This is a genomic window from Sorangium sp. So ce204 (genome assembly GCF_051526795.1).
Classification (GTDB): Bacteria; Myxococcota_A; Polyangia; order Polyangiales; family Polyangiaceae; genus Sorangium; species Sorangium cellulosum_B.
Window position 1 is genome coordinate 12,253,617 of record NZ_CP150317.1, and the last position, 14,387, is coordinate 12,268,003.

General features: G+C 74.4%; 7 protein-coding genes. 3 read left to right on the forward strand and 4 right to left on the reverse strand.

The features are described from left to right. Positions 1-3: 3 nt before the first annotated feature. From WMF22_RS46390 to WMF22_RS46400, 3 genes are all read left to right on the forward strand, one after another. Complete coding sequence (locus tag WMF22_RS46390; protein WP_438033913.1) at positions 4-3,621, forward strand: FIST N-terminal domain-containing protein; 3,618 nt, start codon at positions 4-6, stop codon at positions 3,619-3,621. Positions 3,622-3,688: 67 nt separating this feature from the next. Continuing rightward, entirely contained in the window at positions 3,689-7,060 is a 3,372-nt protein-coding gene (locus WMF22_RS46395) for a protein kinase domain-containing protein (protein ID WP_438033914.1), read from the forward strand. A gap of 215 nt (positions 7,061-7,275) precedes the next feature. Then, a complete protein-coding gene (locus WMF22_RS46400) occupies positions 7,276-9,243 on the forward strand; it encodes a protein kinase domain-containing protein (RefSeq protein ID WP_438033915.1) in 1,968 nt (655 codons plus the stop codon). A gap of 117 nt (positions 9,244-9,360) precedes the next feature. Here WMF22_RS46400 and WMF22_RS46405 read toward each other — a convergent pair whose 3' ends face one another. From WMF22_RS46405 to WMF22_RS46420, 4 genes are all read right to left on the reverse strand, one after another. After that, positions 9,361-10,011: a superoxide dismutase family protein gene (locus tag WMF22_RS46405; RefSeq protein WP_438033916.1), complete on the reverse strand. Its 651-nt coding sequence runs from the start codon at positions 10,009-10,011 to the stop codon at positions 9,361-9,363. 243 nt (positions 10,012-10,254) lie between these two features. Further along, positions 10,255-11,286, reverse strand: coding sequence for a hypothetical protein (locus WMF22_RS46410; protein WP_438033917.1), 1,032 nt, complete (start codon positions 11,284-11,286; stop codon positions 10,255-10,257). 186 nt (positions 11,287-11,472) lie between these two features. Continuing rightward, positions 11,473-12,642, reverse strand: a complete 1,170-nt coding sequence (locus WMF22_RS46415) for a response regulator (RefSeq protein WP_437296243.1) — start codon at positions 12,640-12,642, stop codon at positions 11,473-11,475. After that, a complete protein-coding gene (locus WMF22_RS46420; RefSeq protein WP_438033918.1) occupies positions 12,639-14,315 on the reverse strand; it encodes an ATP-binding protein in 1,677 nt (558 codons plus the stop codon). The genes WMF22_RS46415 and WMF22_RS46420 overlap by 4 nt, the downstream gene beginning before the upstream one ends. Positions 14,316-14,387: the final 72 nt, after the last annotated feature.

The following is a 14,387-nucleotide window of genomic DNA, read 5'->3' on the forward strand; positions in this document are numbered from 1 at the left end:
TCCATGATCCTCGAGACATTCCACTACGATCGGGACACCAAGAAGTGGTCCGTGCGGGTGCTGCCGGTGCTCGACAGCGAGCGGACGCTGGTGCTGGCGTTCGGGGCGCCGGAGCTCCTCGACGACCCCGGGGCGATCCGCGAGCTGCGGCGGGCGTACCCGCGGTCGCACGTGGTGGGGTGCTCGAGCGCGGGGGAGATCGCGGGCACGTCGGTGCGCGACGGGACGCTGACGGTGGCGGTGGCGCGGTTCGAGCGGACGACGCTGGCGACGGCGCAGGTGGAGGTGGCGAGCGCGTCGGGGTCGTTCGCCGCGGGGCAGGCGCTGGCGCGCAAGCTGGAGCGGCCGGGGCTGCGCGGGGTGCTCGTGCTGTCGGAGGGGCTCGGGGTGAACGGCAGCCAGCTGGTGCGCGGGCTGAACGCGGTGCTGCCGGAGTCGGTGGTGGTGACCGGAGGCCTGTCCGGGGACGGGACGCAGTTCAAGCGGACGTGGGTGTGCGCGGGGGACGTGGTGCGCAGCGGGCTCGTGGCGGCCGTGGGGCTGTACGGCGAGCACGTGGTGATCCAGCACGGGTCGAAGGGGGGCTGGGACAAGTTCGGGCCGGAGCGCGTGGTGACCCGCTCGGAGGGCAACGTGCTCTACGAGGTCGACGGGCGCCCGGCGCTCTCGCTGTACAAGGAGTACCTCGGGGACAAGGCGGCGGAGCTGCCGGCGTCGGCGCTCCTGTTCCCGCTGGCGTTGCGCGCGACGGCGCAGGACGAGAAGGCGCTCGTGCGGACGGTGCTGGCGGTGGACCACGACGCGCAGTCGCTGACGTTCGCGGGGGACGTGCCGAGAGGGCACCTGGTGCAGCTGATGAAGGCGGACTTCGAGCGGCTGATCGGGGGCGCGGAGCAGGCGGCGAGGGCGGCGAGCGAGGCGGGGAGGGCGGGCGGGGACAGCGCGCTGGCGATCGCGATCAGCTGCGTGGGGCGCCGGATCGTGCTGGGCGACCGGACCGAGGAGGAGGTCGAGGCGGTGGCGGACGTGCTGCCGAAGGGCACGCAGGTGACGGGGTTCTACTCGTACGGGGAGATCTCGCCGTACGCGACCGGCCACTGCGACCTGCACAACCAGACCATGACCCTCACCGTCCTCTCCGAGGCGCCCACGCCGCTCGCCAGGAGCGAAGGCCCGCGGGAGCGAAGGCCGCGCGCCGCGAAGCGGGCGCCGGCCGTGGCGGCGCGCGTCGTCGCGCAGCCGGCCGGCGGGATGGCGGAGTTCGAGGAGCTCGAGATCGCGTCGGACTCGACCTTCACGTCCGAGACCTCCTTCGACGCGCCGGCGCCGGCGTCGGCGTCGAGCGCGACGCCGGGGCCGGCGCCGCTGTCGCCGGGGCGCGAGGGCGAGGAGCCGCGGCCGACCATCCGGGTGCCGCCGAACGGCCGCAGGGCGTCGCGCCCACACAGCGCCGAGCCCGCCTCGGGGCCGGTCTCGTCGGGGCACAGCCCCACCACCGTGGACCGGCCGCCGCCCGCCGCCTGGGCGCTCCGCGCCGCGCCGACGCGGAGCGTGCCGCCCGCCGGCGCCGCCGGCCGCCTCGACAGCCTCGCGTTCGATCGGCGCGCGATCGGCGACGTGCTCGTCGTCCGGCTCGCCGGGCGCATGACCGAGGCGTTCAAGGGGGCGGCGCTCGCGCGGGAGCTCGAGGGCAAGGTCCTGCTCGACCTCGCCGGCGTCGAGCGGATCACGTCGTTCGGCGTCCGCGAGTGGCTCCAGATGATCCACGCGGCCCAGCCGCGCCTCCGCGCCCTCTACCTCGCGCGCTGCTCCGAGCCGGTCATCAACCAGCTCAGCATGATCCGGCGGTTCGCCGGCAACGGGCGGGTCGTCTCGTTCTATGCGCCGTACTGCTGCGAGTCGTGCGGCGCCCAGTTCGAGCGCCTCGTCGACTGCGCCCACGACGCGGCCTCGCTCGCGGAGGGCAAGCCGCCCGACGCGGTGTGCCCCCGCTGCGACGGCGCCGGCGCCTTCGACGACGACGCGGAGACGTATTTCGGGTTCGTCGCCCAGCACGGCGCCGGCGCGATCCCGCCGGAGGTGCGCGAGATCCTCCTCGAGCTCGAGAAGGCCGACGAGCCCGCCGTCGGCGACGTGGTGGAGAAGTCCGTCGAGGGGCGCGTCACGCGCCTCAAGGTGGGCAGCAAGCTGACCGCGACGATCCGCTGGAGCCGCATCATCGACGGCCTCGAGGGCCAGGTCGTCTTCGATCTGAGCAGCGTCCCCGCGGTCACCGCCGACGGCGCGGCGCGCTTCGAGTCGGCGCTCCGCAAGCTCGACGGCGCCGTCGAGGCGATCCGCATCGAGGGCTGTCCCCGGCTGCTCGCCGAGCGCACGGCGGGCCCCTCGTGGCCCGAGCTCGCGCGGATCGAGTCCGCGGTCGTCGAGGGCCGCTGCGCGTCCTGCAGCGCGACCCGGACCGTGCTCGTCGAGGTCGATCGGCACGCGCCCCTGCTCCGCGGCGGCCAGGACCCGAGCGTGACCTGCAAGCGCTGCAACACGCCGCTCGCCTTCGACGGCTCCCGCTCGCTGCTCTACGTCCTCGGCGCCCACGCGACGCGCGCCCCCTCGGTCCCGCTGCCGCCCGCCCTGCCCGCGGCAAGCGCGCAGCAGCAGCCGGCCGCGGCGCCCGAGGCGCAGCCGCGCGGCGCGGGCAGCAACGCGGCGTTCCTCGCGCTGCTCGGCGGGGTGGCGCTCGCGGCCGCCGGCTTCGCGGCCTGGCGCGGCGGCGTCGGCCCCGCCGCGGCGCCAGCGGTCTCGGCGGCGCCCGCGGCCTCGGCGGCGCCCGCGGCCTCGGCGGCGCGCGCGGGCGAGGCGCGCGCGCCGGCGCCGCCCGCGAGCGGCCCCGGCACGGCGGGCTGGTCGGTCATGGACGACCTCCCGCCCGCGTGGGTGGAGCGGCCGTTCGTCGTCGAGGGCGAGAGCGTGCTCGTCGTCGGCCGCGGCGGCCCCGCGGCCAGCGAGTCGGGCGCGCTCGCGGCGGCGCGCAACGGCGCGATCGAGCGCCTCACGTCCGGCCTCGCCGCGGAGCTCGCGGGCTCTCCCGCGGCCGAGCTCCTCGTCGCGCAGCCGCCGGCCGAGGCCGGCGCGGCGCAGCGCGCGGAGGTCGTCGAGCGCATCGCCGGGCGCTTCCTCGCGCAGGCCGGCGCGTTCGCGACGCCCGAGCGCGTGGACGCCGTCGTGCGGCGGGAAGGCGGCGGCGTGCTCGCCTTCGCGCGGTACAGGCTGTCCCGGCAGAGCTTCGACGCGGCCGCGGCGCTCTACCGCCAGACGGCCACGTTCCAGGGGCTCACCGTGGCGCGCTTCTTCCCGCAGCTCGAGGCGCGGGTACGCACCTCCGGCGAGCTCGTCGTCGTCGCGGCGGAGCGCCCGCGGCGCGGCGCGGATCCGGGGGTCGTCGCGGGGGACGTCGTGCTCGCGGTCAACGAGCGCCCCGTCCATTCGGTCGAGATCTTCGGGAAGGCCGCGGCGGACGCGTGGGCGCGCGCGCCGGCCGGTGGTACGATGACCCTCCAGATCGAGTCGCGCGGTGAGCGCCGCAGCGTGAGCTTCGCGAAATCCCAGGCCGAAGGCCCTCGATGAGCACCATGACCGCCCGCCGCGCTCCTTTCGAAGTGACGCCGCCGGCTCGCGCGATGGAGGCGGTCGAATGACCGAGCGCCACGCCGCCGGCCCGATGAGCGTCGGCGCGCGCCACCCCACCACGCTCGGCAGGTACCGCCTGATCAAGAAGATCGGCATGGGCGGTATGGCCGAGATCTGGGTGGCCTCCGTCGCGGGCATCTCGGGCGTGAAAAAGATCTGCGTGGTCAAGCGCATCCTCCCGCACCTCGTCGACAGCCCCGAGTTCGTGCGGATGTTCCTCGACGAGGCGCGCATCGCCGCCACCCTGGACCACCCCAACCTCGTCCAGATGTACGACATCGAGGACGTCGACGGCGTGCCGGTCATCGCGATGGAGTACCTCCACGGCGAGGATCTCAGGACCGTCCGGAAGTCGCTCCGGTCGGCGAACCGGCGGATGCCGATCGAGCACGCGATCACCATCGCGGCGGGCGTCGCGGCGGGGCTCCACTACGCGCACGAGAAGGTCGGCTTCGACGGCAAGCCGCTCGACATCGTCCACCGCGACGTGTCCCCGCACAACGTGATCGTCACCTACGACGGGGCCGTGAAGATCCTCGACTTCGGGATCGCGAAGGCGGCGAACCGCGTCAACGAGACGCGCGACGGCGCGCTCAAGGGCAAGGTCCCGTACATGTCGCCCGAGCAGTGCACGAGCGAGCACCTCGATCGCCGGAGCGACATCTACTCGGTCGGCCTGCTGCTCTACGAGATGTCGACGGGGAGCCGGATGTTCCGGCGCGGCGCCACCGAGTTCGAGCTGATGCGGGCGATCGTGGAGGACCCCGTGATGCCGCCGAGCGAGGTCTGCTCCGACTACCCGCCAAGGCTGGAGCGCATCCTGCTCAAGTGCCTGGAGCGGGATCGGGAGAAGCGGTACGCGACAGCGAGGGATCTCCAGATCGACCTCGAGGCGTTCGCCCGGGAGGAGCGGCTCGCCACCTCGGCGCTCGCGCTGTCGTCGTTCATGTCGGAGCTGTTCGGCCAGCGCGTGGAGGTGTGGCGGGGCGCGCTCGCCTCGGGGGCGGACCTCGAATCACACATCGTCAAGAAGGAGGAATCGATACAGAACGAGGACTCCTTCGCGGGCGCGCTCGACGCCATGGGCGCGGAGCCGCAGGCCGCCGAGACCGGGCGCCCCGGCGGGGTCGCCACGAAGCTCTCCGCGCCGCTCTTCGCGGCGTCGCGGCCCGACGCCGCGGGGGATCTGGACACGCCGCCGCGATCGAGGAGGCTCCCCGCGCTGTCGCTCGCGGACGCCGGCGCCGGCGTGGAGGGCGCGGAGCCGGAGGGGGCGCACGGGCACGGGCCGCGGGCCCTCACGGTGACCAAGCGGAGGCTGGGCAGCCTGCTGATCGTCTCGCTGTCGGGGCGGATGACCGAGGAGCTCCAGGGCCTCGCGGTCGCGCGCGGCATCTCCGGCCGCGTGCTCTTCGATCTGGGCGGGGTGCAGCGGGTCACGTCGTTCGGCGTGCGCGAGTGGATGGCGATGCTGGCCGAGGTGTCGCGGAGCGCGTCCGAGATCTACATCGGCCGCTGCACCGAGCCGATCGTGAACCAGATCAGCATGATCCGCCGCTTCTTCGGGGACGGGCGCGTCGCGTCGTTCTACGGCCCGTACCGGTGCGAGCGCTGCGGCGCCGCCTTCGATCGGCTGTTCGACTGCGACAGGGACGCGCACCTCGTCAGGACGCACGAGCCGCCCGCGAGCCCCTGCCCGCGCTGCGGCGCGGCGGCGGTGTTCGACGACGACGCCGAGAGCTACTTCGCGTTCGCGGCGATCCACGCGGGGATCGATCTGCCGGAGGACGTGCGGGCCGCGCTCGACGAGCTCGCGCGGCTCGACGCGGGGACCCACGAGGCGATCGAGAAGACGGTCGACGAGCGCGGGACGCGCATCCGCGTGCGCTGCAAGCTCGACGCGCACGTGCGGTGGAAGCGCGCGCTCGACGGGATCGAGGGGGCGCTGGTGCTCGATCTCGCGGGCGCGGCGGGGGTGACGTCCGAGGGCGCGAGGGCGCTCGCGCTGTCGCTCCGCGCGCTGGGCGGCGAGGTGACGTCGATCCAGATCGAGGGCTGTCCCGTGGTGCTGCTCGAGCACCTCGCCTCCGAGAGCCCCCCGCTGCGCGCGGAGGTGGTCTCGGCGATCGTCGAGGGCTCCTGCGAGCGGTGCGACGCGCCCCGGCAGACGCTGCTCGACGTGAAGGAGGCCGCGCAGGCCGCCCGCGAGGACCGGGAGCCGTACGTGCCGTGCAAGCGGTGCAACGCGCCGCTCGCGTTCCCGTGGCTCCGGCCGGCGCTGAGGCGCCTCGGCGCCGCGCCGGAGCCGGCGCCCACGCTCACCGGAGCGTCCGAGCCGGCGACGAAGCGCTCTGCCGCGGGGGGGCACGTGACGACGGCGGGGGCGGGGGCAGGGGCGCCCGCGGGCGCAGCGGCGCCGGCAGGGGCGCCCGCGGGCGCAGCGGCGCCGGCGGGGGCGGGGGCAGGGGCGCCCGCGGGCGCAGCGGCGCCGGCGGGGGCGTCTCCGCCGGCCGCGGCCGTCTCGGCGGCCGGTGGCTCCAGCTCGCGCGGGGTGCTCGCGGCGTTCGCGGCGGGAGCGCTGCTCGTCCTCGCCGTGGCCTTCGCCTACCAGGGCCGGGGACGCCCGCGCACCGCCGCCGGGGCGGACCCGCCGCCCGCGCCGAGCTCGGGGTGGCGCGCGGCGCCGCCGGCCGAGGAGAGCCCTCCGTGGATGGACCGGCCGTTCACCGCCGAGGGCGACGCGATCTTCGTTGTCGGCGAGGGCTCGGGCGCCAGCCGAGAGGCGGCGCTCGCTGTCGCGCGCGCCGACGCGATCTCCCGGCTCGCGAGCAACGTCCTGCCGGCGCTCGCGGGGTCGCAGGCGTACGCCTTCATCCAGGCGCACGGCGGCGGCGCGCGCCGCGCCGGCATGGCGGAGGCCGAGGCGAGCCGCTACCTGAAGCAGGTCGGCGCGTTCGCCACCCCCGAGCGCGTCGACGCGCGCTTCCAGGAGCGCGGCGGCGCGGTGGCGGCCGTCGCGCGCTACCGCATGCGCAAGGAGAGCTTCGACGCGGCCGTGCAGAGCTACGGGAGGACGGTCAGCGCGCTCGGGCTGACCGCGGCGCCCCTCTTCCCGCTGCTCGAAGGCGCGCTGAAGACGAGCGGAGACGCCGTCGTCGTCGCCGTGGAAGACAGCGGCCCCGCCGCCGCCGCGGGCGTCCGCGTCGGTGACGCGGTGGTCGCGATCAACGGCCGGCCGCTCGCCAGCTTTGAAGCGATGCGTCATGCGCTGCCGAGCGCGCAGGAGGGCGCCACCCTCGAGCTCACGCTCGAGTCGGGCGGCGCGCGGCGGACGGTCGCGATCAAGAGGCCGAGCGGGGCGCCGGAAGGGGGCTGAGCCAGGGCGGGCCGCGCCGCCGTGGTGCGCTCCCGCGAGCGGCGCGGGGCGCGGTGAGGGCGTCCGCGACATCGCGCCGCGCCGGCGCGCGAGCGTCGCGCAGGCCAGCGGCGGGGCAGAGGAGCGTCGCTTCCGCGGCATCGCCTGTCCGGCCGACGATCGGCTGCGCTATGCTGGCTGCCGCGGCGCGGCGTTCTCCGTCGGAGGTTTCGAACATGCGCGGCCTGGAAGAGATCGAAGGGCTGGAGGCCGGAACGCTGATCGCCGGCAAGTACCGCGTGGACCGGCTGCTCGACAAGGGCGCGATGGGCGCCGTCGTCGCCGCGACCCACGTCGATCTCGACGAGCTCCGGGCGATCAAGGTGCTGCTGCCGGCGACCGCGGCCGACCCGGAGATGTGCGGGCGCTTCCTGCAGGAGGCGCGGATCGCGTCGCGGCTCAGGAGCGAGCACGCGGTCAAGGTGCACGACGTCGGGCGGCTCGAGAGCGGGCTGCCGTACATGGTGATGGAGTTCCTCGACGGCCGCGATCTCCGGGTCATCCGCAAGCAGCGGGGGCCGCTGCCGGTCGAGGAGGCGACGCTCTACGTCATCCAGGCGTGCGACGCGCTCGCCGAGGCGCACGCGCTCGGGCTCGTGCACCGCGACGTGAAGCCGGCCAACCTCTTCCTGACGCACACGCGCGAGGGGACGCCGTGCATCAAGGTGCTCGACTTCGGCGTCTCCAAGGTGTCGCAGGCGGCGCTCCTCGGCGTCGCCGAGATGCGGACGAGCACGGGCCAGATGCTGGGGACGCCCCACTACATGCCCCCCGAGCAGATGCGCGGGCAGCGCGACGTCGACGCGCGCGCGGACATCTGGGCGGTCGGGTCGCTCCTCTACGTGCTGCTCACCGGCCGGTATCCCATGCACGCGCGCTCCGTCCAGACGGTCTCGCTCGTGCTCGGGGGCAAGTTCGTGCCGGAGCTGCCGTCGAAGGTCTGCCGCGGGCTCTCGCCGGACATCGATCCGATCATCATGCGGTGCCTCGAGCGGGATCGCGACAAGCGCTGGCCCGACCTGGCGGAGCTCACGATGGCGCTCCGCCCGTTCGCGCCGCCCGCGGCGCAGCCGCTCGTCGACCGCATCCAGCGCATGCTGCGCGGGGGCCTGCGCGACTCGCTGTCCGGGGCGCGCCCCGGCGTGGACGGCATCGACGCGGGGGAGCGCGGCTCGATCCCCACCACCATGGGCTCGGGCCCGTCCACCGGCGGCATGGCGATCGAGATTCGCCCGGAGCTGCCACCTCCCGTGTTCTCCGCGGCTCCTGAGGAGGCGGATCCGGTGGAGCGGAGCGAGGCCGTGACGGTCTCGGACCGCTCGCGCGCCCGGCAGGAGACCGACCTGGTGGAGCGGCGCGAGGCGGCGACGGTGTCAGACCGCCAGCGCGCCCCTGCGGAGGCGGATCCGGGGGAGCGGAGCGAGGCCGTCACGGTCTCGGAGCGCCCGCGCGCCCGGGCGGAGGCCAGCCCTGCGGAGCGGAGCGAGGGGGCGACGGTCTCGGGCCGCCCGCGCGCCCCTGCGGAGGCGGATCCGGTGGCGCGGAGCGAGGGCGTCGCGGTACCGGACCACGCGGGCGTCCGGGCGGAGGCCAGCCCCGCGGAGCGGAGCGAGGCTGCGGCCGGCTCGGACGGGCCGCAGCCCCGGGTGGAAGCTGGCCGTGTCGGGCTCGGCGCGGCCGGCCCGGCTCCGGAGAGGGCGCGCGTCGAGGAGGACGCCGACGAGACGACGCTCGCGGACACGCTCCGGCGGCTGCGCTCGCCCGTCAGGGCGAGCTTCGTCCTGGCGGCGGTGGCGGCGGCGATCGTCGTCGCGCTGCTGGTCAGCGGGACGCGGCCCGAGGAGCGGCCGTCGGGCTCCAGCGCTTCCGGGCCCCTCGCGGGCGCCACGTTGAGCGAGGCGCGCAACGCCGAGCCAGCCGGTCAGGTCGTCCCGGCGGCCGCGGCGTCTTCCGCGTCCCTGCCGCGGTCGTCCGAGCCGGCGGCGGACATCGAGCGCGAGGCGCTTCGAGAGCCGAGCCGGCGCACGGAGCAGGAGCCCCGGCGTCCCCCGGCCGCGCCGAGGCTCCCCGCGAGCGGGAGCCTCCCGAGCCCGGGCTCGCCCCCGGGGGGAAAGGGCGTTCCGGTCAGCGCTCCGCCCCGGTGACGCCGGAGGCGGAGACTCCCGCCTTGCGGGCGCTCGGGGAGAGGCCCTCTCGGGACAGGCGGTGAGGTGGAGTCGACGTGTCGTGAGCGCGGAGCGGCGGGCCGCGCCGCGCGCGCGTCACTTGCCCTGCGAGATGACGCCGCAGCCGATGCGGCCACCGGCGTTGCCGGCGGGCTGGCCGCCGTCATCCGCCTTCTCGTGGACGATGATGGCGCGGCCGAGGAACGTGTTCGGAGCGCCCTCCTTGAGATTCGCGCCCTTGGCGATGATCTCATGGGTGCCGGTCCCATCGGCCTTGACCTCGATATTGCCGAGATCGCCGAGGTGGCGAGCCGCGGCGTCGGGGAGGCCGTGCGGGTGGTTCTCGGGGTTGTAGTGCGCGCCCGCGCTCTTCGCGTCCGGCGCGCTGCAATCGCCGGTCTCGTGCACGTGGACGGCGATCTTGCCCTTGGGAGCGCCCGAGACCTGGACGGCGACCTTCACGCCGCCCTCGACCTCGGTGAAGGTCGCGGTGCCCTTGAGCTTCGACTTGGTCCGCGCCTCGATGGGCACGGAGACGCTGACCGGCGGCGCAGGCGGCGCCGGCGGCGCAGCGGCCTCCGGCGCGGCCGGCGGGCTGGCCTCGGGCGCCGCGGGCGCCTCCGGCGCAGGCTGCGCGGGCTGGGCGGGGACGTCGGGGACCGCAGGGGCCGGCTCGGGCGCGCCGCCACAAGCGGTGGCGCCCAGGACGAACGAGGCGAGCAGCGAGAGACGATAGGCCGGTTTCATCACAGCGGAGACCTCCAGGTTCGTGAAGCGTTGGACCTCCGCCGTCTCGTAGAGCGGTCCTGGCGAGCGATCAATCGGCGAACCCGACATTCGTCAGGTGCGCCGGCGTGAGGCGCGCCGGCGCGCGGCCTGCGTCGCTCGCGCCGGCCTCGGCGCCGCGGGCAGCGCGCGCCCGACCCCTGGAGAGGGATCAGCGAGGCGCGGAGTCCGCCGCCGCGCCTCGCCGAGCTCAGCGGCGCGCGCTCACTGCGCGGGCGGGCAGCCGATGGGCCCGGTGCCGATCACGACGTCATCGATCCACATCGAGCGGGCGGAGTCCGCCTGATAGGACTCCCAGCCGAGGCCGATGCTGTCGAACGCCGGCGCCTTCCACTCGTAGTTCTCCACGTCGTTGGCGCAGCCCTGGCCCGTCCCGGTCACCTTGAGATCGGTCAGCTCCTCATTATTGAGCCAGAAGCGCATCTCGTTCTTCGGCCCGTCGAAGCTGAACTCGACGCAGGTCCACGCGCCGGTCGGGACCACCGTCGTCTCCTCCGCGTGGTGCCAGCAGTCCGTCTCCGGGCCGGTCTTCGGATCGCTCCAGAACCCGGGCGTATCGTAGTTCGCCATGAGCTGGCTGCCGGCCGCGGTCGGGTGCTGCCCGCCGTAGCGATACTGTGCCGCGTAGGGCATTCCCTCGAAATCGCTGCCAGGAATGGTCCCTGAACCGTCGATGATGGTCCAGTGCACATCCCCCGTCGGCGCAGCCTCGAGGAAGAACATCATGCGACCATGGATGACGTTCGCCTCGGTGGGCAGGGCGTCGGCGTCCGTGAACTTGATCATGGCCGACTTGTAGTTGTTGTCTCCCGTGCTCGCGGGCGTGGTCACCTTGATGGACTTGGTGCCGCTGTAATGCTTCGTTGTGTCGACCGACACGGTGGAGCCCGCCATCGCCGTATAGACCGTCCACGCGCCCAGCTTCTCGCCGTTCGCGCCCTCGCCCTCGTACGACTCGAAGTCGTCGCAGAGCAGCCCCGCACAGGCCGTGCCGCCGCCGTCCCCCCCGCCCTCGCCTGCGCCGCCGCCGCCGGTTGCGCCGCTGCTGGTGGTGGCGGCGCCGCCCTCGCCTGCGCCGCCGCCGCCGGTTGCGCCGCTGCTGGCGGCGCCGCCGCCCGTGCCGGTGGTCGAGGAAGCTGCCGACGTCGTGCCCCCATCGTCATCCGAGCACGCAACCGCGCCCGCCGCAAAGGTCGCGAGCAGGCCAAGCAAAGTAACGCTAATTCGAAGATTCATGTTCGTTTCCATCCTCCGCGGCGACTATTGCACGAGGTCATCGCGTGATTCAAGAACGAACGTTTTCGGCAGATCGCACGATCCAGGCGCTCGAACTCGAATGGCCCGGCGGTGCGGGGCAGCACGAAAAGGCCCGGGAGCAGCCTTGAACAGCCCGCCTATCGGGCCGGGAGCGAGCGTGAGCGCTCAACCGCCGTCCGCCCCGCTCCCCTCCGCGCCCGAAAGCATCGCCTCCGGCGAGATCGCATAGAGCCTCTCCTCTCCCTGCTTTCCCCGGATCCGCACGAGCGCGGGCATCGCTTCTCCCGGGCTCCCGGCCGCGGTGAACGTCGCCTCATCCATCAGCAGGCCGCCGGCCTTCGCCTGCGCCTGGATCCGAAACGCTGTGTTCACACGATCGCCGATGATCGTGAACTCCCGCCTGCCGCTCGACCCGATGCTCGCCAGGAGGACGGGCCCTGTCGAGAGCCCGAGCCGCGTCGGGAAGGCGGGGCGGCCCCGCGAGCGCTGGTGTTCGTTGAAGGCCGCGATGCTCCGCTGGATCCGCTGCGCCGCCGCGAGCGCGTCGCTCGCGCCCCGGAAGAACGCGAGCATGCCGTCGCCAACGTACTTGTCGACCTCGCCCGCGTGGTCGTAGACGATCTGCGCCACCGTGGCCATGTAGAGGCTGAGATCCGCGATCAGCGGCCCGGGATCCTCGCTCTCCGAGAGCCGCACGAACTCCTCGATGTCGCTGACCAGCACCGTCAGCACCTCGCGCGCCGGCGGGCTCGGCCGGTTCGACGACACGCTCTCCTCGATGCTCTCCCACGCCCGGTCGGACAGGTAACCGCGCAGCGCCGCCTGCATCTGGCGCACCTGCGCGTAGCGCTCCTCGAGCTCCCTCCGCTGCCGCTCGAGCTCCCGGCGCTGCCGGTGCAAGAGCAGCTGCGTCCCGACCCTGGCCAGCACCTCGCGCAGCTCGAACGGCTTCGTGACGTAATCGACGCCGCCCGCGTCGAACGCCATCACCTTGTCGCCGATGCCGGTCATCGCGCTCAGGAAGATGACCGGGATGTCCGCTGTCCCGGGATCCCCCTTGAGCCGGCGGCACACCTCGTAGCCGTCCATGTGGGGCATGCTCACGTCGAGCAGGATGAGGTCCGGAGGCGCCGCCGCCGCCGACATCAGCGCCATCGCGCCGCTGATCGCCGCCCGCACCTCGTAGCCCTGCGCCGTCAGCATCGAGGTCAGGAGCGACAGGTTCGCCGGCATGTCGTCCACGATCAGGATGCTCGGGGGCTCTTCCCTGGGGCGCTCCGGCCGCGCGCCCGGGGCCGCCCCGCGGGGGGCTGGCTTTGCGTCGGTGTCCGTCATGACGGCTCCTCCTCGTCGGCGCTCGATAGCGCCAAGATGCTGTCGAAGCGATACCCCCGCGCGAGCTCGGCCACGGCGCCCGCGAGGTCCGCGTCCTCCGGCCGGAACCGATCGAGCGTCGCCTGGACGGCCTTCGCGTCGAGCCGCGTCGCCGCCCGCCGGAGGTCCTTGCGGAGCGCGGCGGGCAGCCCGGCCGCCGCCCGGGCGAGGTCGACGGCCGGCGCCCCCTGGGCGGCGCCGGGCTCGGCGGCGCGCTCCTCGTACTCGAAGCGGGCCCCGAGGTGCTTCGTCAGGAGGCCGAGGATGTCCGCGTCGCGGAACGGCTTGCTCACGAAGTCGTCGCACCCCGCCTCCGCCGCGAGCGCCCGGTTCTGCTCGAACGCGCTCGCGGTCATCGCCACGACGACCGTCTCGTGCCCCCGCGCGCTCGCCTTGATGCGGCTCGCCGCCTCGTAGCCGTCGAGCAGCGGCATGCGGAGGTCGAGCAGGACGAGGTGCGGCGCCCACGTCTCCCACTGCGCCACGGCGCCGAGCCCGTTGGTCGCGCTGCGCGCCTCGACGCCCACCGAGTCGAGCAGCTTGAGCAGGCAGTGGCGCACGTCCCACCGGTCGTCGACGACGAGCACGCGGTACCTCGGCTGGCCCGGCGAGAGCCCCACGGCCCGGAGCGCCGCCGGGTGGCGCGCCGCGCCGCCGGCGCGGGCGTCGGGCGCGTCGGCCAGCGACAGGCGCACGTCGAAGCGGAGCGTCGTCCCGCGGCCGACCTGGCTCTCCACCCGGATGTCGCCCCCCATCATCCGCACGATGCGCCGGCTGATGTGCAGGCCGAGGCCCGTGCCCTCGCGCGACTGCCGCCCGGTCGCGGTCTGCCCGAACGCCTCGAAGAGCTCCGCGAGCTCCGCCTTGGCCATGCCCCGGCCGGTGTCCGTCACCTCGAACGAGACCCGCACCCGCCCCGCCGCCGCGCCGTCGGGCGCGCCGCCCTCACGCACACCGGTAGAGCGCCGCGACGAGGCGCGCAGCGTGACCGACCCGCGCGGCGTGAACTTCAGCGCGTTGCCGAGCAGGTTGATCAGCACCTGCCGCAGCTTCCCTTCATCGCCGTGGACGTGCCGCGGCACGTCCTGCTCCCGCTCGACCCTGAGCGTGAGGCCCCGCTTCTGGGCCTCGACCGCGAACATCTCCGAGAGCCCCGAGAGCGTGTCGTGGAGGTCGAACTCGGCGTCGACGAGCGTCATGCGGCCGGCCTCGATCTTCGCCATCTCGAGGATGTCGTTGACCAGGCCGAGCAGGTGCTCGCCGCTCTTGCAGATGACAGCGAGGTTCTCGCGGTGCCGGTCGGCAAGCGAGGGGTCGCGCTCCACGAGCTGCGCGAAGCCGAGGATCGAGTTGAGCGGGGTCCTGAGCTCGTGGCTCATGTTGGCGAGGAACGCGCTCTTCGACCGGCTCGCGGTCACGGCCTCGTCCCTCGCCCTGCGCGCCTCCTCCTCGGCCCGCCGCGCCTCGGCGAGCTCCTCGACGAGGCGCTGCTCCGCGGCGCGGCTCGTCGCGAGCTCCCGCGCCTTCCCATCGAGCTCGCGCTCGCTGGCGTGGAGCCGCCGGCGGAGCGCCCAGAGGGCGACCAGAAGGAGGGTCCCGACGACAACGGAGGCGGAGATCCCGACGACCTGCATTCGATGTGCCCCACCCGCCTCCTGCGCGGCGGGAAAGACCGGAGCGCCGATCCCGTCGGAAGGCACCGATCA